Annotated in this window: 17 protein-coding genes, 1 tRNA gene and 1 other RNA gene; 12 read left to right on the forward strand and 7 right to left on the reverse strand. The window is 48.3% G+C overall.

What is annotated here, in order from left to right; all coding sequences use genetic code 11:
• Positions 1-305: 305 nt before the first annotated feature.
• The gene (locus H8K26_RS11680) at positions 306-1691 is read right to left on the reverse strand and encodes an IgA Peptidase M64 (RefSeq protein WP_223827017.1); all 1386 of its coding nucleotides are present in this window, start codon (positions 1689-1691) and stop codon (positions 306-308) included.
• Positions 1692-1913: 222 nt separating this feature from the next.
• Between H8K26_RS11680 and H8K26_RS11685 the strand changes: the two genes are divergently transcribed.
• Positions 1914-2330 carry a hypothetical protein gene (locus H8K26_RS11685; protein ID WP_223826995.1) on the forward strand — a complete coding sequence of 139 codons (417 nt, stop codon included), beginning with the start codon at positions 1914-1916 and terminating at the stop codon, positions 2328-2330.
• 115 nt (positions 2331-2445) lie between these two features.
• Positions 2446-2530: transfer RNA gene (locus H8K26_RS11690), tRNA-Leu, on the forward strand.
• A 465-nt stretch (positions 2531-2995) separates the two neighbouring features.
• Here the strand turns inward: H8K26_RS11690 and H8K26_RS11695 are convergent.
• Both H8K26_RS11695 and H8K26_RS11700 read right to left on the reverse strand, forming a co-directional pair.
• Entirely contained in the window at positions 2996-4717 is a 1722-nt protein-coding gene (locus tag H8K26_RS11695) for an ArnT family glycosyltransferase (RefSeq protein WP_190479745.1), read from the reverse strand.
• A gap of 97 nt (positions 4718-4814) precedes the next feature.
• Complete coding sequence (locus H8K26_RS11700; RefSeq protein ID WP_186885000.1) at positions 4815-5081, reverse strand: type B 50S ribosomal protein L31; 267 nt, start codon at positions 5079-5081, stop codon at positions 4815-4817.
• Positions 5082-5423: 342 nt separating this feature from the next.
• Between H8K26_RS11700 and H8K26_RS11705 the strand changes: the two genes are divergently transcribed.
• The gene (locus tag H8K26_RS11705) at positions 5424-6032 is read left to right on the forward strand and encodes a trimeric intracellular cation channel family protein (protein WP_186885275.1); all 609 of its coding nucleotides are present in this window, start codon (positions 5424-5426) and stop codon (positions 6030-6032) included.
• 39 nt (positions 6033-6071) lie between these two features.
• Here H8K26_RS11705 and H8K26_RS11710 read toward each other — a convergent pair whose 3' ends face one another.
• Complete coding sequence (locus H8K26_RS11710; protein ID WP_190479747.1) at positions 6072-6782, reverse strand: TetR family transcriptional regulator; 711 nt, start codon at positions 6780-6782, stop codon at positions 6072-6074.
• Between the two features lie 382 nt (positions 6783-7164).
• Between H8K26_RS11710 and H8K26_RS11715 the strand changes: the two genes are divergently transcribed.
• The 3 genes from H8K26_RS11715 (at position 7165) to H8K26_RS11725 (ending at position 13193) form a co-directional block, all read left to right on the forward strand.
• Positions 7165-8490, forward strand: a complete 1326-nt coding sequence (locus H8K26_RS11715) for an efflux RND transporter periplasmic adaptor subunit (protein WP_190479749.1) — start codon at positions 7165-7167, stop codon at positions 8488-8490.
• 102 nt (positions 8491-8592) lie between these two features.
• The gene (locus H8K26_RS11720; RefSeq protein ID WP_186885003.1) at positions 8593-11760 is read left to right on the forward strand and encodes an efflux RND transporter permease subunit; all 3168 of its coding nucleotides are present in this window, start codon (positions 8593-8595) and stop codon (positions 11758-11760) included.
• 2 nt (positions 11761-11762) lie between these two features.
• Positions 11763-13193, forward strand: a complete 1431-nt coding sequence (locus tag H8K26_RS11725; protein WP_190479750.1) for an efflux transporter outer membrane subunit — start codon at positions 11763-11765, stop codon at positions 13191-13193.
• 159 nt (positions 13194-13352) lie between these two features.
• Here the strand turns inward: H8K26_RS11725 and rho are convergent, their stop codons facing one another.
• Together rho and trxA are read right to left on the reverse strand one after the other, a co-directional pair.
• A complete protein-coding gene (gene rho / locus H8K26_RS11730) occupies positions 13353-14615 on the reverse strand; it encodes a transcription termination factor Rho (RefSeq protein WP_186885005.1) in 1263 nt (420 codons plus the stop codon).
• A gap of 214 nt (positions 14616-14829) precedes the next feature.
• On the reverse strand, positions 14830-15156 hold the full coding sequence (gene trxA / locus H8K26_RS11735) for a thioredoxin TrxA (RefSeq protein WP_186885006.1): 327 nt from the start codon (positions 15154-15156) through the stop codon (positions 14830-14832).
• A 438-nt stretch (positions 15157-15594) separates the two neighbouring features.
• Between trxA and H8K26_RS11740 the strand changes: the two genes are divergently transcribed.
• The 5 genes from H8K26_RS11740 (at position 15595) to ybiB (ending at position 17944) form a co-directional block, all read left to right on the forward strand.
• Positions 15595-15819 carry a DUF904 domain-containing protein gene (locus H8K26_RS11740; RefSeq protein ID WP_223826996.1) on the forward strand — a complete coding sequence of 75 codons (225 nt, stop codon included), beginning with the start codon at positions 15595-15597 and terminating at the stop codon, positions 15817-15819.
• Positions 15820-15830: 11 nt separating this feature from the next.
• Complete coding sequence (locus H8K26_RS11745; protein WP_186885277.1) at positions 15831-16142, forward strand: cell division protein ZapA; 312 nt, start codon at positions 15831-15833, stop codon at positions 16140-16142.
• A gap of 77 nt (positions 16143-16219) precedes the next feature.
• A non-coding RNA gene (gene ssrS / locus H8K26_RS11750) (6S RNA) lies at positions 16220-16400 on the forward strand.
• A gap of 91 nt (positions 16401-16491) precedes the next feature.
• Positions 16492-16947, forward strand: a complete 456-nt coding sequence (locus tag H8K26_RS11755) for an EVE domain-containing protein (RefSeq protein ID WP_190479752.1) — start codon at positions 16492-16494, stop codon at positions 16945-16947.
• A gap of 4 nt (positions 16948-16951) precedes the next feature.
• A complete protein-coding gene (ybiB, locus tag H8K26_RS11760) occupies positions 16952-17944 on the forward strand; it encodes a DNA-binding protein YbiB (RefSeq protein ID WP_190479755.1) in 993 nt (330 codons plus the stop codon).
• A 106-nt stretch (positions 17945-18050) separates the two neighbouring features.
• Here ybiB and H8K26_RS11765 read toward each other — a convergent pair whose 3' ends face one another.
• Positions 18051-20294 (reverse strand): TonB-dependent receptor, encoded by a 2244-nt coding sequence (locus tag H8K26_RS11765; RefSeq protein ID WP_190479756.1) that lies wholly within the window; start codon positions 20292-20294, stop codon positions 18051-18053.
• Between the two features lie 464 nt (positions 20295-20758).
• On the opposite strand from H8K26_RS11765, the gene H8K26_RS11770 reads away from it, so the two are divergent.
• Entirely contained in the window at positions 20759-21955 is a 1197-nt protein-coding gene (locus H8K26_RS11770) for a BaiN/RdsA family NAD(P)/FAD-dependent oxidoreductase (RefSeq protein WP_186897851.1), read from the forward strand.
• Positions 21956-22133 lie beyond the last annotated feature (178 nt).

Genomic DNA, 22133 nt, shown 5'->3' on the forward strand with positions numbered 1-22133 from the left:
TTATTTCTGATCCCGACGCCTCTTCCCATTACCACTCCTTATTCAGCCGTCTTCTGCTCTTCGATCTTACTGACCAGCGGTCAGTACGCCGGGTAAAGAAAAAGGAGCCCGCAGGCTCCTTTGTTTGATCTTGAGTGTCATTTCCAGGGGGCTGTCACTCTTCGTTTTATTCCACAGTGTCGCCTCCGTTAAGTCCGTATCAGATCAGAGGCGCTTTCTGAAGCGGTGATGTATTAATCGAACATCAAAACACAACTTCACTCTTTTTATTCGTGGATAAATTTGTTGTAGTTGCGTAATCAGACTTAATTTTTTACTCCCGATTGACTATACAAATCAATAATGACGTTGATCGCTTCGTTGCATACGTCACAGAAAGAGTCACTACGATCGAACATAATGCATTGCATTTGCGGACGGAAATATCCAGTTGACTCATAGTTCGCCCCTTCGTAAGCGCCAACATCGTTTTTATGCGACGCATTGGAAAACAATTGGCGATTAAATTGCAGATCCTTCTTAAACAAAGCACTCATTTCGGATTCAGGTCGATTTTGTGCGCGTAGTTGTATTCGTGTTTGCTGGTATTCTTTTGCATGCTGATCAAACACAGTTTTAGGCCATGGAGTTGGTAATGGCGTCCCCGGCCTTACCTTGTGTTTCCACTTCAGATTAGCCGGGTCGCGCATAGCTGTTGCATTCGGTTCCCATGGTTCTGGCAATACCTCACTACTTTGATACGCAACAGGCGACGTGTAGTATTCATCAGCGAGGCCGGCAAAGTGATGGCCGAATTCATGCACAAACAGATATTCAGCCCAATCATTTTTTGCCGCCGCAGTACTGAATTGTCCAAAAATACCTCCGCCTCCATAAGTCTCATTATTAACAAGAATTTCAATGAATTCGTACGGAGCATTTTGGGCGATGTTTCTCAACGCGCGATTATCTGTTGTAAGAATATAGCGTTCACTGCCAAAGATATCGTAACGTGTGCCGAGTGCAGATGCATGATGTACTCCGGTCGAAGGGCGTGAAACTCCCGAGTCGCTCGTTGGAACGGCGATTGCCCAGACGTTAAAGTCTTTGGCACGTTCTTTAAATGGTGAAACCTTAAAAAGATGCGCCGATAAACGACGTGCATCTGCGATAAATTTCTTCATTTCCGTGGCACTGTAACCATCCCCAAGAATTAATAAATCCACCTTTTCCGGCGATGGACCATTGACGATTATAGGCACGGGTTTGGCGATAGCTCGCGGTTGCTTGCGTATGACATCCTGTGCGTCTGTATCGATGTCAACGCTCCATACAGGCACAAATACATTGTTCTCATCTCGTTTCTGTATGGTGACGCGGACAGGCTTGTCCGGCTTGGGAAATCGCACCGACTCTTCAAAGCCACGATTTAACTTGCTTGCTTCATCTGTACTTTTCCATTCACCAAAAATAGTTGAAAACCCCCTCGAATAAATGAGTTCACCCGTTTTCAGGTCGCTCACTTCCACCTTGTTAACTCCGCGGTTAGATGTGTCAATATTTTGTTGCAGATTGCCAGGCCAAGGCAGTGGTTCTATCAAGACGCGGCTTAAAGCATACTGTTCAGTTTTATCGTTGCCAGTATGCATATAGTCCACCCGCACAGTTGCAGGTGTCGCTGCCAGACAAATGTTCGAAAAACTCAGCAACATAGCAATGACGCCATGCTTTGAAAAAGAACTCATTTACTCTCCCGTGATGTTAAAAAATTTGACCACCAGTTTTAATCAAGATTCATATCAGCAAAAACAGACTTGATTGTAAATTGTTCTTGCATTTCGTATAAACGGAAAATTTGAGTTCAGGCGTAATCTAAGGTTATTCCGGGATTTTCCCGATTATCGGTATGCCTAGTTTCTGGCTTCGCATTTACAATGACGAATGAGATTGCAGAACACGCAATCAGTTTATTTTTTAAGGTAACAATGAATAAATCTGAAGCCATATTGATCGCTAACGAGTCTTTACGTGCAAACATACTTAATGAGATGAATACACAGTTTTCTAATGTTGTCCGTTACTCGGGCGATGAAGGCTGGTGGCTCAATATTCCTCTGACTCACTTCCGCAAAGAAATTCATTTTCTTATTTGTAGCGATAAAGCGAGAGTCATTCGTCACTTAACGATTAAGGCGAATAACATCCTGAGCCCCGCGACCAAGTTTCGTGTTAAAGATGGCGTCGCTGATATCTTTATCTCTGCGGCGAATCCCAAGCGATTGGTTGATGCGTTACAAGGTGGGACAAAATACAGCTTTAACAAGCATCTTGCTGATGAGTATAGATATTAATCGAGCGCGATTCAGTTCGCGGTAATGAGATTTATTTTTGCAGATAAGAACAAGCCTGATTGGTCGTGCGTATTGCAAGTTTTGCCTATTAATGTCATAATCTCCCTTATGCGTTGCCGAGATGGCGGAATAGGTAGACGCACGGGACTCAAAATCCCGCGCCGCAAGGCGTGCCGGTTCGATTCCGGCTCTCGGCACCAAGAGATTGTTTAAAGCAGTACAAAGTAGTCCAATGACCCGTGTTACTCACTATGAGAACGCGGGTTTTTTGTTTTATGCGTTTCGTGATGTATCCGTTGGTTCGTCTGTAAATTTTCACAAATTGCCGCTACCAACGGTGAGAAGGAATGCATGTGTTTTTGTTGATGATACAAAACGTATCTTTGAATAGTTGCTGATCATAAAAATATGGGATGCGCTGATATTACGCGCAGCGCTAATTAGAATTGCCCCATGCTGTCCTTCCACGGGCTCAAGCGTTCGACATATTCAAAGCCCCTCTCTCTATCGCCAGTTGCAAGAGGATTCGATTTTTTTGATCGCATTGAGCCAGCGTTGGATAAGTAAGAGCGCGATTAACGCTGCTGAATATTTTGGGTAACGCATCCCTGATCGCGATGAGCATACATGGTTGTAAACGATCCGATATGCTTATCGCTATGTCATTACTGCAATTTGCGACGATACAATATAAACAGTTCATCTTTATCGGCAGCGCGGTGCCCACTCCAGACGGGCTCCCATTGTTCAGCGTCTACGTGAGCTGGCATAACGGGTGTGGTAGTTTGCTTCCGGCTATTCTGCACCATCAGATAGCCGCAGTCATGGTCCGAGAATCCGGCGAATTGAATTTTGCCGAAGTAAGCAAAAGTACTTCGTTGCGATGGCCCGATATATCCCTCGATACAGTATGCTTTATTCGGTAGTTGCTGGGCGAGGTCTTCGGCAACACTGGCGTACGTCACTCGGTGATTAATCCACGGCAGCCATAATGTCAGCAGCAGCAACCAGCATAAAATAAGTCCGCCACTCGACAGTACGACTGCCCGCCAAAGAACCGATGGTTGCCGCGAAATACGCCAATAAACCAGAAGGAACCAGGCGAGCGTAGCGATGAAAGCGAGCATAAAAACGAACGGGTTAAAGCTTGCTTCGAAACCCGGAGCCAGTCTTAGGATTTTAGCTCCTAAGTTGCTTGGGACGCCGGTTTGCTCTGCTATCCAGCCTAGCCAGATAAAGCCCGCAGTGCCTGTGAGTACGGTCACTGCAAACCAGTCAACAGCGTTGATCGCACTGCGCTTCATTGTTGGCAGGCCGAATGCGGCAAGAATTGCCATTGGAGGCAGCAGCGGAAGTAATAAACTTTCCTCTGCGTTTTGACTCATTAAGGCCAGAATGATAAATCCGAACAGGAATGCAACTGGTAACGCAATATGCAGCGCTTTTTCTTGCCTCCGCCACGCATAAATAGCCCACGCAGCAAAAGGCCAGGCTGGCCACGCAAACCAGATGCTATATTTAAAAAAGTAGCTGATGCTATCGATGCCAGGCCAGTTAATCTGACGATAATTCCATAACATCCAGGCGGGGACCGGGCTGCTGTCGTAGGGATGATTTATTTGTATGGCGAGTAGCCAGATTGCTGTTGGAAGCAGTACAACCGGTAACGCTGCAACAATAAATTTAATGTGCTGCGTTTGTTGGCGATAGACGCATAGTGCAATCAGTATAAAAAATAAGGTAACCGGCAGCACCCAGCCTTTCGTCAGCACGAGCAGACCGAGGCTAAGTCCTAATTGAGCACTAAGAGAAATTTTCGGCGTATCGAGCAGGCGGACGCAAACATACAGAGTGAATGCCACCAGTGAAATTTGCAGGGTTTCAGCACCAGTTTCATGGCTACGTATCAGTAAACCCAGGCATCCGAGGTAGATGAGTAAAGCACCGTCGGCAAGTGTGCGGCCGAAATCTTTAGGATCCGGTTGCCCCCCAAACGCGAGTTTCAGTGGCTGGGCTTCTGCACGGCGCCCGAGCAGATAGGTTGCATACCAGACTGAAACTGATCCGAGTAAAAAGAAAAAACCAGTCGACAGTCGGGCCGCCATAGGGGCGCCAACAATACCGCCGAATAGTTTGATGCAGATCGCACCGATCCAGAACGCCAGTGGTCCTTTTTCTGCCATGGGCAGACCAACGATATGTGGCCACAGCCAGTCGGAAAGCGTGCCTTGTGCCATCGTCCACATGATGCCGAAACTTGTTGCATCATCGCCTTTCCATGGATCTCGTCCAATCAGGCCTGGCAGGATGTAGAGCAGACAGAGTGCCAGTATTCCCCAGCGAGGAAGGGCAATGGTGGCGGAGGCAGGAAGACGAACTGGCTTCATAGCTTTAAATGTGGGTGGAAAGCGTGCTTATTGTAAGGAAAGAAGAAGTAAAAAAGGCAGCCTGAGCTGCCTTTTTTTATTTAAATCATTGCACGAATTAGTTAGCAACAGAAGTCTTGGAACCAACGCTGCCGAACTTTTTACGGAATTTGTCAACGCGACCAGCGGTGTCAACGATTTTATGTTTGCCAGTGTAGAAAGGATGGGATTCTGCAGAAACCTCGATCTTAACCAGTGGATATTCTTTACCTTCAAATTCAGCTTTGTCTTTTGTGCTGATAGTTGAACGTGTGATGAATTTGAAATCGTTAGAAACGTCGTGGAACAACACTTCGCGATAGTTTGGGTGGATGCCTTCTTTCATGCTTGCCTCAATATAAAGTTGGTAGCCAATCAGCACTTCGTCGGTCGTCTCGCTTCTTGACCCGATTGCGTATCACTTGCCAGAGTTAAAGTAATGATGGATTTCGCGATTGCAAAATGCCAAGCTCGCGATTATACAATAGGATTGGTCGTTGGCGCCATATCGGATTGTTTTACCATGTTTACTAATCAATCAATGAATGCAGGGGGGATTGATTTCTTAGTTTTGTTTATCTCTATAGCGTTGCTGTTTTAGTTTTATGTAATGAATTAGCCGGACTACAGTTAAAATTTGGCATTGATTGAATGATGTGAGAAGAGTATGGCAGGAAGCTATGTAGGAATGAACGCAATGCTGCACACCATAGAAGTGGCAGGTGTCGTGGCTTTTGCCTGTTCCGGATTTATAGAAGCCAGGCGCAAGCGTATGGATCCGGTCGGTGTGTTTACTGTCGCCTTTATTACTGCTTTCGGTGGCGGCACGCTGCGTGATTTGTTACTCGATCGCCGACCACTATTTTGGGTGGAAAATCAGGAATATCCTATATTGATTTTTTTACTGGCATTGATCGCCACACCTTTGTTTCGTCATTTGCGCCATGCTGTTACTGAGAGCGCGATCGAGTGGGCAGATGCTCTAGGCTTGGGCTTGTTCAGCGTGACAGGAACGTCGCTGGCACTGGAGTTGGATATGCCGGCTTTTGTCTGTGCCATGATGGGCGTTATTACTGGTATTTTTGGTGGTGTATTGCGGGATGTGATCTGTAATGAGATACCGATGGTGTTCCGGCGCGGGCAACTTTACGCTACCTGTGCTTTCACGGGGTGCTGGGTTTATCTCGGGATGACTTACCTTCAGTTTAACGATGCGGCAGCCTTACTCGCCGGCATTATCAGTACTTTCGCGTTACGGATGCTGGCAGTAAAGTTTGATCTGAAATTGCCTGCTTGAATACGATTAGTACTGCCAGTAGCTGCGCTTACCCTGTACTCAGGCAGACGGGGGATTTTTTTTAAGCGGAGGGCGTGTCATTAATCCGCTTAAAAACATATCCACCATATCCTCTGCGTGCGTGTTGATGCAGTATGCATTTGGGTCCTCAAGCCATTCGCCGATGAGACCTACCAGGAAACTATGATTCGCGTGCATGGCGATCCATGTATCAGTCTCCGGGGGCAGCTGACCTGAAGCTACTGCATTGTCGATAATGACCTGCACTTTATTCAGGCATTCTGTGCGTTTTTCTTTTTCAGTTTCGAAGTAGGGTAGGTCAACATTTTTTTCGCTGCGATGAAAAATAATGTCGAATACCTTGCGTTGACGAGAATCACTGGATACCAGCTTCAGAAAGTGGATATTCAACTGGCGTAGCGCTGCGATGGGATCTTTTTGGGGAGCATCACTGATTTCGTTCAATAAGGCTTCCATAGGCAGGAAGGCGCGATCACACATCGCCTGAAACAGCGCATTCTTATCTTTAAAGTGCCAATAGATAGCGCCGCGCGTCATTCCTGCTGCACATGCTACGTCATTCAGCGTTGTGTTGGTCACGCCTTTGGTCGAGAAGACATCTTCCGCAGCATTTAACAGAGCCGTGTGGGTTTCCTGTGCTTCCTCTTTCGTCTTTCTTGCCATGATTTTCCTTGCTAAGTCCATATCTGCCGCCCGGTCGCCGAAGGTAACCGGAAGCGCTGATATCACTCTGTCTGATGCGTCCCCGTTTTTTATAAAGAGGCGCTTTCCTCTTTTTGGTCGGCATCTTAAGAGGGGTGCGCAATTATCGCAATACCAGAATGACTCTATTTCCACGAAGTTTGCGGCAGTACACTTCTTTTTACGAAAAATTCATACTTTGTTACATGAGAAACAACGCTATCCAGATAATAATAACGGGCTCAATCTTGGTGCGCTTGTTGAATTCAACCTGCCGTTAATTTCGATGATTTCACGATTCGTAATCAAGTTGTCATCGTTATCTGTGAATGCCTTGCTAATCTATAGGGTCATTTCAGAATTTCATTTACAAACATTCGTGTATGTATATAATAGCACACCGTCCTTTCATTTATAAGAAAGAATTTCTATGTACTCCTCAGGTTTCCCTTCGTCCCAGTCCTTGACCCTGTCATCACAGATATCGCAATTGTTCTCTCGCCGCGCAGCCAGTGTGCTGGCGATCAGTTTGTCTTTAATTGTGTTGACTGCGTGCGGCAAGCAAGGTGGGCAAAATGCTGGTCCGGGCAATATGCCTCCGCCAGAAGTCAATGTAGTTGCGCTGGAAAGTCGTGATCTTGCAGTGGATTTTGAATATGTGGGCCAGACTGCAGGCTCGAAAGAAACAGAAATCCGGGCGCGTGTTCCGGGAATTCTGGAAAATCGTTTATACGAAGAAGGCTCCCGCGTGAAAGCAGGCACAGTCTTATTTCAGATCGACCCAGCAACTTATCAGACGCAACTGGCCTCCGCCGAAGCTTCTGCTGGTGTTGCAGAAGCGAAGCTGAATCAGGCAAAACGTGAATATGCGCGTCTGGCACCTCTTGCGACAGAAAAAGCGATTAGTCAAAAAGAATTTGACGATGCGAAGTCAACGTTGGAAACCGCAGAAGCGAGCTACAAGCAAGCGCGTGCGCAGGCCAATGAAGCAAAACTGAATCTGGGCTATACCAAAGTCGTGGCGCCAATTGACGGCGTGACTGGCATGGCGGCTAAGTCGAACGGTAGTCTGATCACCAGCGCAGACAGTTTATTAACTACGATCGTTCAGACCGATACTTTGTATGTCAACTTCAGCATTCCGGAATCAGATTACCTGAAAGTTTCCAAAGAGGTGAATGGCGGCAAGGTTGCTGTACCAGGAAAAGCCGCTAAAAATGGCAGCATAGGCTTTGATGTGAAGCTGAAACTGGCCGATGGCAGTATGTTCCCGACGACAGGCAAAATGAATTTTGTCAGTGAGCGTATCAACGCTGCCAATGGCGGTTTTGATGCGCGTGCGCAAGTGGCTAATCCTGACGGTACTCTGCGTCCTGGACAATTTGTTCGCGTCATGTTGTCAGGGGCGAAACGTATAGGGGCACTCGCTGTACCACAACGCGCTGTGATTGATGCACCGATGGGCAAGATTGTTTTTGTGGTGACACCAGATAACAAACTGGCACCTCGTCCGGTTGAGCTTGACGGCTGGTCGCACGGAGAATGGATTGTTACCAAAGGACTCAAAGCTGGTGAGCGCGTGATGGTTGACGGCGTGATCAAAGCACATGATCCTGGTATGACAGTGAAGCCAGTGCTTATTTCTGCACAGGCAGCCAATGCCGCACCAGCACCAACAGCAGCTCCGGCTACTGCAAAAGAAGGCGCTTCTGCATCTGGCGCTGCATCTGCCGCTTCGGCTGCCAGTGCTAAGTAAACGTGTCGATACGCATTGAGAGATGCATAGCTTATTGTTGATAGCACTCCATTCTTTATGAACATCCCGCTTCTGACAGAAGCGGGCGACAAGGAATAATTCATGTTCTCTAAATTTTTTATTAACCGGCCGATTTTCGCGACTGTCGTTTCGCTGATTATCGTGCTGGCTGGTCTGGCCGCATTACGCGTCCTGCCAATTTCTCGCTACCCGGAAATTTCTCCGCCGGTAGTTAATGTGACTGCCGTTTACCCAGGTGCTTCTGCCGAAGTGATTGAGCGCACCGTCGCCGCCCCGATTGAAGAACAGATCAACGGTGTCGAACATATGCTGTATATGGACTCGGTTTCGTCTGCAGATGGTCGCGTGTCAATTAACGTGACCTTCGAAGTCGGTACCGATCTCGATATTGCCGCGGTGAACGTGAACAACCGCGTGCGTCAGGCCGATGCCAAGTTGCCGCAAGAAGTGCGTCGTCAGGGCGTGACAGTTTCCAAGAGTTCGTCGAATTTCCTGGTGGTTGCCGCTTTATATTCGCCTGACAATCGTTACGATGCTTTGTATCTTTCTAATTACGCGACGCAAAATGTGCTGGATGCGATCAAGCGGATTCCGGGAACAACGAACGTACAGATTTTCGGTGCGAAAGACTATGCAATGCGGATCTGGATGCGTCCTGATCGTATGGCGCAGCTTGGTGTCACAGTGGCAGATATTTCTAATGCGGTGAATGAGCAAAATGCACAGTATGCTGCAGGCAAGATTGGTGCGACGCCGAATAATACCGAAGAGTTGACGATGACCGTCACCGCCAAAGGGCGTTTGCTGGAACCGGAACAGTTTGCCAATATCATCGTGAAGTCGGATAAGAGTGGTGCCACGATACGCATTAAAGATGTGGCGCGTGTCGAACTGGGTTCAAAAGATTACAACCTCTACGGTCGTATTAATGGACATCCATCTGCCAATATCGGTGTGTTCTTGCAAACCGGCGCAAATGCGTTGGAAACACGTAAAGCGGTTGAGAAAACACTGGAAGACCTGAAGGCAAAATTCCCGGAAGGAATGAGTTACGCAACACCATATGACACGACACCGTTTGTGACCGAGTCTATTTATGAAGTACTCAAGACTCTGGGCGAAGCGATGGTGCTGGTGTTCATTGTTGTGTATCTGTTTCTGCAAAGCTGGCGCGCAACCATCATTCCTACGCTGGCGGTTCCTGTATCGCTTGTTGGTACGATGGCGGGGCTGCATCTGCTGGGATACAGTATTAACACGTTAACGCTGTTCGGTATGGTGCTGGCGATCGGTATCGTTGTTGATGATGCGATTGTGGTGTTGGAAAACGTTGAGCGCCTGATGAACGAAGAGGGTATGACCCCGAAGGACGCGGCAATTGAAGCGATGCAAGAAGTGACCGGGCCTGTGATTGCGATTGTGCTGGTGCTGGTGGCGGCTTTTGGACCGATTGCTTTCCTTGGTGGCCTTGCCGGTGAATTATATCGCCAGTTCTCTGTCACGATTTCGATCGCGGTAGTGTTATCCGGTATCGTTGCTTTGACTCTGACCCCGGCTCTGTGTGCGATTTTATTGAAACCCGGAGCAGAAAATCACCATCCGTTTTTCTTGTGGTTTAACGCGGCTTTCCTGCGTTTCACAAAACACTATACCAATGGCGTCAGCTTTTTCCTCAAGCGAGCCGTGTTAGGCGTTGCGTTAGTGCTCGGCATGGTGGCTTTGACTGGTGTCCTCTGGAAAACCGTCCCTGGTGGACTGGTGCCTGATGAAGATCAGGGCTATTTCATCGGCGCGACGATTTTGCCGGATGGTGCATCGCTTGATCGTACCGATGCCGTCGTCAAACAAGTTGAAGCGGCAATGAAAACGAATCCGGATATCGACACTACATTTGCGTTAGTTGGTCTGGATTTCCTTGGCGGTGGTGGCCTGAAATCCTCCGCAGCGACGATGTTCTTCCCGTTGAAACCATGGGAAGAACGTAGTAAATCCGCGCAACAGTTGGTTGGCGAAAGCTACATGAAAACGGGTGGCATTAAAGAAGGCTTACCTTTATTTTTTGCTCCGCCAGCGATTCAGGGTTTAGGTCAAACCGGTGGTTTCGAGTTCTATCTGCAGAATGCTGGTGAAGGTGGCGTTAAACGTCTCGCAGAGATTTTGCCTTTGCTGATTGCAGAAGCGAACAAACAGCCAGAACTCGCAGGTGTGAAAACATTATGGCAAGCGAATTCACCACAATTGTACGTGGATGTGGACAATGAAAAAGCCAAATCGATGGGTGTTGCGCTGGCCGATGTTTACAGCACACTGGCTGCTACGATGGGTAGTTACTATGTGAACGACTTCAATAAAAATGGCCGCATCTACACAGTACAGTTACAGGCAGAAGGCCAGTTCCGCGCTAAACCAGACGATATTGGCGGCATGTATGTGCGCGCTGCCAATGGTCAGATGGTACCGATCCGTGCATTTACCACGATCAAGTTCATTACTGGACCTGACTCGGTAGAACGTTTCAATGCCTTGCCTGCGATTAAACTCATGGGCGATGCTAAACCGGGCTTCAGCTCTGGTCAGGCGATCGCGGCGATGGAACGTGCAGCGAAAAATGTGTTGCCATCGGATGTGGTGTATGACTGGGGTGGTGCATCGTTCCAGGAAAAACGTAGCAGCAACGCCGCAGGTCTGGCATTGGGTGCGGGTGTCTTAATGATTTTCCTGATTCTGGCTGCACAGTACGAAAAATGGTCGCTGCCGTTCTCGGTATTGCTGGCGATGCCTTTCGGTATCTTCGGCGCGCTGCTGGCGGTGTATCTGCGTCACTTTAATAATGACGTGTACTTCCAGATCGGCTTGGTCACCTTACTTGGTTTGTCGGCGAAAAATGCGATTTTGATTGTGGAGTTCGCGGTGATGAAAGTGCACGAGGGTTATGCGCCGGTTGCAGCGGCGGTGGAAGCAGCACGCTTGCGTTTCCGTCCGATTCTGATGACATCGCTGGCGTTTATTCTGGGTGTGGTTCCTTTGGCATTCTCACACGGTGCGGGTGCTGCGGCACGCCAATCCCTGGGTACCGGTGTTTTGGGCGGTATGCTGGCAGCGACTTTCCTCGCGATCTTCTTTGTTCCTTTGTTCTTTAAACTGATTAATGACAAGCGGTTTAAAACATTCCCTGAAGACTTCCATCATCCTGATCACATCCCTCTGGGGCAGCTGATTAAAGAAAAAAAAGTAGAAGGGAAGGAGTAATTATGTTGAAAACTCAATTTATCCTGAGCACTATTGTCGCGAGTCTGGCGCTGGCCGGATGTGCATCGGTCGGGCCTGATTATCAACGTCCTCAGCTTGAGGTTCCTGCCAAGCTGGACGTAACCGGCGGTAAAGCGGCCAATACTGATTTTGTGCAATGGTGGAGCGCATTCAGTGACCCGGTTCTGCTTGATCTTATACAGGAAGCGGCAAAAAATAATCAGGACTTGCTGCTGGCGACAGGGCGTATAGAAGAGGCTCGCGCTCTTGCTGTTGGCGCGAAGTCGAACCGCTATCCTAGTGTTGACGCAACACTGAGCGGCTCTAAAGTCCGTACCAGTGAGACTGCCGGTAAGTTGGGCGCTGGCGCTGAGCCTGTGAGTAAAGATTTCCAGCTGGGTTTGACTGCGTCTTATGAAGTCGATTTCTGGGGGAAATTATCTCGTGCAGATGAGGCTGCGAAAGCAAGATTATTCGCACAGGAGTACAACCGTACGACGGTACAAACCAGTTTGTTCAGTAATCTTGCACAAAGTTATTTCGCCTTGCGTGCCGCTGACGCACAACTGGCGTTAGCGCAGGCTACTTATCAGACGCGTACGGAAAATTTGCGTTTGCAACAGAAACGCTTTGCATCTGGTGCGACAGGTGAGCTGGATTTGCATCAAGCCGAATCAGAGGCCGCTGCCGCAGAAGTCAGCGTATCGCAAGCGAAGCTGGCGGTCTCCAATCTTGAGTCAGCGATAGCAGTGTTGCTTGGACGTAGCCCTGCAGCAGTCGCGCAACCAGTGATCGCACGTGGTAATGATATCCAGGCGTTGTACCAACATCTGAGCTTACCTGCTGATTTGCCATCCGATGTGTTGAATCGCCGTCCGGATATTCTGGCGGCGGAACAAACGCTGGTGGCGGCGAATGCGGATATCGGGCAGGCGAAGGCGGCGTACTTTCCTAGTCTGAAGTTGACGACAGGTATAGGTTACGAGTCGCGCGTATTCAAAGATTTGGTTGATCCGACATCGTTGCTGTGGAATCTCGGTGCCAATCTGGTGCAGCCGGTATTCCGTGCCGGGGCGATCGGTGCGGTGGTATCTGGAGCTGAAGCTCGCAAAACGCAGGCCACCGCGCAGTATGTGCAAGCGGTACAAGGAGCCTTCCGCGACGTGCATGATGCGTTGAGCAGCGCTGAATCGAATGAGCAGATTTATCGCGCAAATCTGAAGCGCGTCAAGGCATTGAAAGATAGTCAGCGTTTAGCTGAGTTACGCTATAAAAATGGTTACAGCAGTTATCTGGAAGTGTTGAACGCGCAACGCGATCTGGCTGCGGTCGAAACAGCGTTGATTGACACTCAGCGGGCACATCTCAGCGCTGTTGTCAGCTTGTATAAAGCGGTTGGTGGTGGTTGGGAAGTGAAAGCTATCTCGCAGTAAATTGTTCGCTTAAAGAAAAAGGCTTCCTGATGTAATTCAGGAAGCCTTTTTTATTTTCATGAAATTGATATCAGTCAGTAAGACGAAAAAAGAGCCGACAATTTTCATTGTCGGCTCTTTTAAGTACATCCATCGCTCATTCAACAGCGATGGCAGTACTCAACCACCACGACGCATCATTTCAAAAAACTCTGCATTATTTTTGGTGGCTTTCATTTTATCGAGAATGAATTCCATCGCTTCGATCTCATCCATCGAGTACAGCAATTTGCGCAAAATCCAGATTTTCTGAAGCTGATCTGGTTTGATCAGTAATTCTTCACGACGTGTGCCAGATTTATTCAGGTTAATTGCTGGATAAACGCGTTTTTCCGCCAGGCGACGTTCCAGATGCACTTCCATGTTACCCGTGCCTTTAAATTCCTCGTAGATCACGTCGTCCATACGGCTGCCGGTTTCTATCAGTGCCGTGGCGATAATGGTTAATGAACCACCTTCTTCGACATTACGTGCCGCACCAAAGAAACGTTTTGGGCGTTGCAGTGCATTGGCATCGACACCACCGGTCAACACTTTGCCGGAGGCCGGAATAACTGTATTGTAGGCACGCGCCAGACGGGTAATCGAGTCGAGCAGAATGACCACATCTTTTTTCATTTCGACTAAACGCTTGGCTTTTTCCAGCACCATCTCGGCGACCTGAACGTGGCGCGTTGCTGGCTCGTCGAAAGTGGAAGCAACCACTTCACCACGCACGGAACGCTGCATTTCGGTCACTTCTTCAGGACGTTCATCGATCAGTAAAACGATTAATGTTACATCAGGATGATTAGTGGTGATGGCATGCGCGATATGCTGCAGCATGACCGATTTACCTGATTTCGGCGATGCAACCAGCAGACCGCGTTGACCACGCCCTATTGGTGCAATCATGTCGATGATCCGGCCCGTCGTATTCTCTTCGCCGCGCATTTCGCGTTCCAGCGTCAGTACTTTGTTCGGATGCAGTGGCGTCAGATTTTCAAACAGAATACGGTGTTTCGATGCTTCCGGTGATTCACCGTTCACCTTGTCTACCTTCACCAGTGCGAAGTAGCGTTCGCCATCCTTAGGAGTACGGACTTCACCCTCAATCGAGTCACCGGTATGCAGATTGAAACGACGGATTTGCGAAGGCGAGATATAGATATCGTCGGTCGATGCCATGTAACTGGCATCGGGCGAGCGCAGGAAGCCAAAACCGTCAGGTAATACTTCGAGTGCGCCATCGCCAAAAATTTGTTCGCCTGCTTTTGCACGTTTTTTCAGAATCGCAAACATTAACTCTTGTTTGCGCATACGTGCAGCGTTGTCAATATCAAGCCCAATAGCCATTTCCAGCAATGCGGATACGTGTAGGGCTTTTAATTCAGATAGATGCATGGTGAGTGTCCCGGGACGGGAATATGAGGTGGGGGAGTGAACAGAGGAACTGCGGAATAAACAGAATCGTTATTTGTCTTTTGAGGTCAGCGACCTGTTAAGCATTCTTTATATATTTGTACTTTGTGCTCAATGCGCATACAGCGCCGGATTTTATTTTTGAAGGATTGTACACCATCAGAAAGAACATCCAGCGCAGTTGGTGAGCAAATTTTCAGATATTGCTATCGATAAAAGAGATCAGCTGACCTTTAGCCAGTGCGCCGACTTTTTGTGCGGCTACTGCGCCATTTTTAAACAGTATCAGTGTCGGGATGCCACGGATGCCAAATTGAGCAGGAACTGCCTGATTTGCATCAACGTCCATTTTTGCGACAATAATTTTGCCATCGTATTCTTTAGCAACTTCTTCCAGAATCGGCGCAATCATTTTGCATGGACCACACCATTCGGCCCAGAAATCGACCAGGACAGGTTTGTCAGATTTTAATACATCAGCTTCAAAAGAAGCATCGCTTACGTATTTGATGTTTTCGCTCATGGAATCCTCATCGAGAGGGAAAAATTAAGGGGTAACAGCGCCACAGAATATCGGTCGGGCAGTTGGGAACTCGCCGTATTCAGAGGTTGGATCTGGCGGCGATTGGCTTAAATTCAATAGCGGAGATTTATTTCTCACCTTGAATATGCCAATGAAGAACCAAGCGTGGTTAGCTATGCGTCAAATAATAACCTATTTTCAAAAAAAGTGTGATGCTAAGCGCCAATTTGTATAATTCGGTACGTAAAATCTTGGGAACGCATTCTGATTTTTCTGGTTTTAAGCAGTGCGCTTTTTGTTTGAGAAGTGTTTCTGGATGCTGAATACATCGTTCAGACACTGAATTTAAGTGTTTAGCTTTAGATCACGATGCTGATGCCGAGGGTTTGCTCGTATAATAAGAAGTCAGGTTTGTCGCGCCCCAATACACATAAACATATGATGATTTCCGATTTCGAATTGCTTGCTGAAAAAGTAGCCAAGCTTGCTGAGCTTACCCATGCCTTGCGGGTGGAGAACGCTGCCTTGCGTAATGAGGTGACCGCGTTAACGACGCAGAATCAGGATGTCAGGGAACGTATGCAACAAGCGCATGAACGGATTACTGCTTTACTGACACAATTACCAGCAGAAGTCCTGAAGGATGAAGAGGTGTCAGCATGACTGATAAAAAATTGATTCAGGTTGACGTCAATATCATGGGACAAGCTTACAAGTTGTCCTGCAAAGAAGGTGAAGATCGGGCGTTGCGCGAAGCGGCTGCTTATCTTGATGCGAAGATGTGTGCAATTCGTGATTCTTCCCGGGTCAAAGGTACTGACAGGATTGCTGTAATGGCGGCGTTGGGTATGACGACGGAATTACTGGCGACGAAATCTCCCGAAGGTCCCTTATCTGGATTGTCTTTGTCGGAAGTAAAACAAAAGATGACGCAGATGCATGAGGTGATGGATCAGGCGTTGACTCCGCAAGAAAATCTATTTTGATTTTTAGAGTTATTACTTAATTTAATCAAAAATGAGCAAAATAGTTCTCGCTTCAATCGCATTTGAGAGTAAACTTTAATTCCCTGCCGTGTTCGCCAATGCCATATATTCCTTGAACCATTTATGTGCATAGGCTGTGGGATATTGTTTGATGGGTGTGAGCGTCGCTAGTTCGATGAACCCGAAATTGAACTGACCGTGGCCAACTTGAACCGCTTAGGTTCAGGATGCCGGCATAGCGGCATCGGTGGGGACTTATTCTGAAACGACTGTCATTTCTGACAGTCGTTTTTTTATTTGGCGCGTCTGAATGTGCGACAATTTATTTTTACCTTCCTCTCAAACGACGATGAATTATTGGCTAATGAAGTCAGAACCTGATGAGATCAGTATTGATGACGTGCTGGCAATGAAGAGCGTGCCGTGGTTTGGCGTGAGAAATTATCAGGCACGAAATTTTATGCGGGATGCGATGCGAATCGGTGATGGCGTGTTGTTCTATCATTCCAGTTGCGCCCAGCCGGGCATTGCCGGTATCGCGGAAGTGAGCAGCACATCGTATCCTGACCATACGCAGTTTGATCCCGACAGTAAATATTTCGATCCTAAGTCGACCAGAGAAAATCCGCGCTGGATGATGGTTGATATTAAGGCCTTGCGTAAAACACGCTTATTCAGCCTCGCAGAGTTAAGATCGGTACCCGGGTTAGAGAGTATGCTGGTACTGCAAAAAGGCAGTCGCTTATCGATAACGCCGGTGACTCCGCATGAATGGGAAACCATATTAGCTATTCTGGATAAATAAACTGATGACCGACGATCTGACTCAAACAGTTGCAACAGCTTTTCCAGCCGCCAGATTCATTAAGGAAATTGGCCGGGGAAAAGATGGTGCCCGCAGTATGTCATCTGAAGATGCTGCAAGCTTATATACCGCAATGCTGAATGGTCGCGTCAGCGACCTTGAGTTGGGTGCAATTTTGCTGGCGATGCGTATCAAAGGCGAGTCGATCGATGAAATCGCTGGTTTTTTACATGCTGCCCGCCCGTTTATGCTGGCGCTGGAAGCTCCGCTCAGTACCAACTATGTTCCGGTATTGATACCGAGTTACAACGGCGCACGCAAAAAAGCGAATCTGACGCCATTACTCGCAATCTTATTGGCTCGTCGCGGCGTTCCTGTGTTGGTGCATGGCGTTAGTAGTGACCCCGGTCGCGTGACTACTGTCGAAATTTTTTCCGCGCTGAATTTTCCCGTGTGTAGTAATGCCTCTGATATCAGCCTTGAAATGTCTTTATCGCGCCCGGCTTTTATTCCCGTTGAATTGCTTGCTCCAGCCCTCGCACGTTTGCTAGCTTTACGAAAAATACTCGGTGTCCGTAACTCGACACACACCTTGGTGAAGTTGCTGCAGCCTTTTACAACACCGGCTTTGCGCCTGACTTCTTACACTCATCCGGAATATCAGCAGATGTTGCTGCACTATTTTAGTCAGCGTGCGCCACATGACGCTGGCGATGTCTTTTTGATGCGTGGAACCGAAGGGGAAACGGTTGCCAGTACCGGGCGTGCACAGCAGATAGACTGGATACACGAAGGTGAGGTGACAACCTTGGCTCACACCCAGTCTGTGATAGTCGGAGAGATTGAAAATATTCCAGAGCAGTTCGATGCTGCTACCACCGCAGCATGGATACAGCGCGTATTAAATGACGAAATTCCCGTACCAGTGAATATTGCGGCGCAGGTAGAGCATTGTGTGCTGGTGTCGCGCCTGATTCATCAGCGATTAGCGAGGTAATTTGCCGGAGATATATTTGCTGGATATTGTGCGAAGGCACCGCTAACGATTAACTAAAAAAAACGCCGGACGATGAGTCCGGCGTTTTTTTATGTGCGATGGTGTATCAGAAGTTTGCTTTGAACTGCACGCCATAGCTGCGTGGTTCATTGACGATACCTGTCAGGTTGTTGAAGTCGATTGCGGCGATGACTTGTTGCTTATTGGTGATGTTACGGCCATAAGCGGCGAGTTCATATTTGCCATCGGCCCAGACGTAACCAACGCGCAGACCACCTTCCAGCATAGACTTTGCTTTGTACTCTTTTGCTTCGTACAGGAACATGTTGTAGCTGTCTTTGTAAGCCCAGTCCGTATTCGCATACAGAGTACCGGCACCGATTTGCGTCGAATATTTCAACGAGAAATTTCCTACCCATTTAGGCGCACGTGGCAACGGGTTGCCGCCGATTAAAACTGTACCGGCGACAGGGCCTTTCGTATTTGTTACAGTACAACCGTTGCCACATGGAGCGACGAACAGTTTGTCATCTTTGATTTCAGTATCGTTATAGCTGACACCTACCGTCGTTTTCCAGTTGCGGTTCAGATTTGCTTGTAAATCCAGTTCAAAACCCTGACCAACGGCTTTATCTGCGTTAACCAGTTTGTTTTGATTGACGCTGCCGCTACCAGCAGTGAGCTGCAAATCTTTTGCTGTGTAATGGAATACTGTCGCGCTCACACGAGCCGTATTGTCCAGAATATCCTTTTTGATACCTGCTTCGAATGACAAGGTTTTTTCTGATTGTGCGACGGAAATAGTGTCGCCGAAAAGAACCCGACCTTGAACGCTAGGAGCACGATAGCCGGTTGCTGCGCGGGCAAATAAAGATGTTTCTTTATCCAACGTGTAATTGGCACCCAGATCCCAACTAACGTTAGTGGAAGACGGATGTGCTTGCAGGAAATCGGTATTTTTCCCACCAAATGGCGTCTGCGTTCTCTGTGCGTCAAAATCTTTTTTATCGCTGGTGTAGCGCACGCCGCCACGCAATTTCAGTTTTTCGTTAACCGCATAATTCAGAGTCCCGAATGCGGCCCACGATTTTGCGTTCTGATGCTGTACCGCATAGCCATTTTGTGGGTTGCCAGCGCTCATGGAATCAAAGTTAAAACTGTCGACTTGCAGATCTTCGCTGAAATAGTACAGACCTGTGATCCATTGCAGAGAGTCTTTGGTATTGGACTCAAGGCGGACTTCCTGAGTGACTTGTTTCAGATTTGGAAGGCCATCAGCGGTTTCAGATGCGAACGGAATGAATCCCGGGCCGGAAGTTGCTCCGGCGCTGTAACCACCATCAACGTCAGCTCGGCTATAGAATTTTGCTTTGTCGTACGCCGTGATGGAGTGAATGCTCATGCCCGGCAAATCCCAGCGCAGACGCAGGCTGGCACCGGAGGAAGTCAGGGTTTGGGTGTTCAAACCATCGGTAGGGTAGGTTCCGTAATCGAAGCCAGGTACAAGATTATTCGTGCCTTTCTGGATGATATTGGCGCGGAATAAGGTCGCGTTACCAGACATGTCGCGACCATGTAAATTCATCAGAGCGCTGAAGTCAGATGTTTTGTAAGAGAACTGCAGGCGCGCAGCATTGTCGCGGTAGCCTTCCAGATTTTTTTCACCGGTAGAGCGTGGATTGGTCACGCGGTCATCGCGGCTTTGCGCCTGACCTGAGAAGCGCATCGCCCATTCTTTGCTGAGCGGCACGTTGATGGCACCTTCCAGATTCACCGCATTATTGTTGCCGTAACCGAGGCTGCCGTAACCTTCAAAGCGGTTCGTTGGTTTTGCTGAGTCGAATTTCAGCACGCCAGCCGGCGAGTTGCGACCAAACAGTGTGCCTTGCGGACCGCGCAAAATTTCAACCTGATCGACGTCAAAAACCGGGAAGCCTTTGAGGATAGGGCTCTCTTGTACGACATCATCAAAAATAAGTCCGACAGGTTGCGATGCATTCAGATCGAAATCAGTGTTACCCAGGCCTCGGATATAAAACCGAGGAAAAGACCGACCGAAATCGGATTCGATATTCAGACTGGGTACGCGCGCTGAAAGGAAGCGGATATCCTGACCGCTGGCATTATAAGTATCAAGCGCCTCGCCTTTAATGGCGGAAATGGACATCGGCACTTCTTTGATGTTTTCCGCGCGGCGGTTCGCGGTGACGATGACTGTTTCCAGTTTCGTCGTATCGTTGCTTGCTTCCTGTGCCCATGCAGACTGCATAGGAAACGCAGATGCGATTGCTAATGCAATCAGACTGCGAGCTTGTACTTTCAGTACGGAATGAGAAAATAACTTTTGCATGAAGGGAGTCCCCATAGTGGTTGATCAGTGACCAGATTGAGTGCATTAATGAGCCAGAAGTGTGCGTAGCGACGATGGTGTTCTTTGTTTGATCGTCGCTGCGCAAACGTTTGCTTGCGGCTGCAATTAGTTATCTCTTTTGATGTAAATCAAGTCAAGTGTTAACTCTTTTATGACAAAAATAAGTTTAGATATGAGCGAAATCGTGTGGTGAATTTCAAACAGTCGGGTACTCCGCGATCAGCAACCTCAGTTTTCTGTATTTGCAGAATCCGATGGCGCGATTTTTACGATGAGGCGATTTTGCACTGTAAAGCAGCATCGCTGGTTGAGCCGCACGATCAAGCGGCTGACGTGTTGACGGCGTCGCGTGGTAGCGCCATTCTGATTCGTATTGCTGATTGTTATTGTCCGTAGCTGAAGTGGATTCCGCTACAATCACGCCTGAATTTTTTGAGGCTGCCATGAATAAACAATTTGATGTTGCTGTAATCGGTGCCGGCGCGGCAGGAATGATGTGTGCGGCGGTGGCCGGGCAGCGTGGCAAACGTGTTGTGTTGATTGATCATGCGAGCCGTCTGGCTGAAAAAATCCGCATTTCTGGCGGCGGCCGTTGTAATTTTACGAATCTGCATGCCAGCCCTGTCAATTTTTTGTCAGAAAATTCGCATTTCTGTAAAAGTGCTTTGTCGCGCTACACCCCGCAAGATTTTTTGTCTCTGATGAAGCGCTACAACATCGCTTGGCACGAAAAACACAAAGGCCAGTTATTTTGTGATGACAGTGCCGAAGACATCATTCGCATGCTGAAGGCGGAATGTGATCTGGGTAAGGTGCAGTGGCGCATGTCTTGTGCAGTCACTGATGTACAAACGGCCGATGCTGGCTTTGTCGTTCAGACGTCGCAAGGCGACATCATGGCGGCGCAAGTTGTCGTTGCAACGGGCGGGCTGTCGATTCCTAAGATCGGTGCTACCGATTTCTCACACAAGATTGCGCGTCAGTTTGGTTTGAAAATCATAGAGACCAGACCTGCTTTGGTGCCATTGACGTTTGACGCGGCTGCGTGGGAGCCGTTTGTGCCGCTGTCTGGCATTTCTCTTGAAGTCGATATTGAGACCGGCGACAAGAAGAACAAAGCGCTGTTCCGTGAAGATTTGCTGTTCACGCACCGGGGCTTGTCGGGGCCGGGCGTATTGCAGATTTCAAGTTACTGGCAACCGGGTACGCCTATCCGGATTAATCTGTTGCCGGAAATCGATCTGGCAGAAGATTTGATCGCGGCTAAAACGACGACAAAAAAGAATCTGGCAAATTATTTGTCACAATATTTACCGGTACGCCTGATTGATGGCCTGCTGACTGCCCATGCATTCGATGGCAATCTAAAAATCGCGGATATGCAGGATAAGCGTTTGCGTTTGCTGGCCGAAAAAATCAATCGCTGGGAGCTGATTCCTAATGGTTCTGAAGGTTATCGCAAGGCTGAAGTGACGCGCGGCGGAGTGGATACGCGAGAGTTGTCGCAGCAGAGCATGATGGCGAACAAAGTTCCCGGACTGTATTTTATTGGAGAGGCGGTGGATGTCACTGGCTGGCTGGGAGGTTATAACTTCCAATGGGCATGGGCTTCGGGCAGCGCCGCCGGAATGGCAGTGTGATCCGGTTCGCCCAATCTGAAGTAGCGAGAGCAGAGGCAATCTGGGAGAGGCTAAATATACTGGGGGGAGTATATTTTAAACCCCAGATTTAACGCGGACATTTATTCGTTTTTGCCGGATACTCCCCATTTTTCTTAAAAAATATGGCTTGGGGTGTTGACTTCTTGTTGTTTTTTGC

Origin of the sequence: Cognatundibacterium aquatile (assembly GCF_014699135.1) — a bacterium.
In the GTDB taxonomy this organism is placed as follows: Bacteria; Pseudomonadota; Gammaproteobacteria; order Burkholderiales; family Burkholderiaceae_D; genus Undibacterium; species Undibacterium aquatile.

What these genes read in the sequence shown, in the direction of transcription:
- H8K26_RS11680 (WP_223827017.1), bottom strand. Translation starts at nt 1,691, where the DNA reads ATGTTGCTGAGTTTTTCGAACATTTGTCTGGCAGCGACACCTGCAACT.
- H8K26_RS11685 (WP_223826995.1), top strand. Translation starts at nt 1,914, where the DNA reads ATGACGAATGAGATTGCAGAACACGCAATCAGTTTATTTTTTAAGGTA.
- H8K26_RS11695 (WP_190479745.1), bottom strand. Translation starts at nt 4,717, where the DNA reads ATGAAGCCAGTTCGTCTTCCTGCCTCCGCCACCATTGCCCTTCCTCGC.
- H8K26_RS11700 (WP_186885000.1), bottom strand. Translation starts at nt 5,081, where the DNA reads ATGAAAGAAGGCATCCACCCAAACTATCGCGAAGTGTTGTTCCACGAC.
- H8K26_RS11705 (WP_186885275.1), top strand. Translation starts at nt 5,424, where the DNA reads ATGAACGCAATGCTGCACACCATAGAAGTGGCAGGTGTCGTGGCTTTT.
- H8K26_RS11715 (WP_190479749.1), top strand. Translation starts at nt 7,165, where the DNA reads ATGTACTCCTCAGGTTTCCCTTCGTCCCAGTCCTTGACCCTGTCATCA.
- H8K26_RS11720 (WP_186885003.1), top strand. Translation starts at nt 8,593, where the DNA reads ATGTTCTCTAAATTTTTTATTAACCGGCCGATTTTCGCGACTGTCGTT.
- H8K26_RS11725 (WP_190479750.1), top strand. Translation starts at nt 11,763, where the DNA reads ATGTTGAAAACTCAATTTATCCTGAGCACTATTGTCGCGAGTCTGGCG.
- rho (WP_186885005.1), bottom strand. Translation starts at nt 14,615, where the DNA reads ATGCATCTATCTGAATTAAAAGCCCTACACGTATCCGCATTGCTGGAA.
- trxA (WP_186885006.1), bottom strand. Translation starts at nt 15,156, where the DNA reads ATGAGCGAAAACATCAAATACGTAAGCGATGCTTCTTTTGAAGCTGAT.
- H8K26_RS11740 (WP_223826996.1), top strand. Translation starts at nt 15,595, where the DNA reads ATGATGATTTCCGATTTCGAATTGCTTGCTGAAAAAGTAGCCAAGCTT.
- H8K26_RS11755 (WP_190479752.1), top strand. Translation starts at nt 16,492, where the DNA reads ATGAATTATTGGCTAATGAAGTCAGAACCTGATGAGATCAGTATTGAT.
- ybiB (WP_190479755.1), top strand. Translation starts at nt 16,952, where the DNA reads ATGACCGACGATCTGACTCAAACAGTTGCAACAGCTTTTCCAGCCGCC.
- H8K26_RS11765 (WP_190479756.1), bottom strand. Translation starts at nt 20,294, where the DNA reads ATGCAAAAGTTATTTTCTCATTCCGTACTGAAAGTACAAGCTCGCAGT.
- H8K26_RS11770 (WP_186897851.1), top strand. Translation starts at nt 20,759, where the DNA reads ATGAATAAACAATTTGATGTTGCTGTAATCGGTGCCGGCGCGGCAGGA.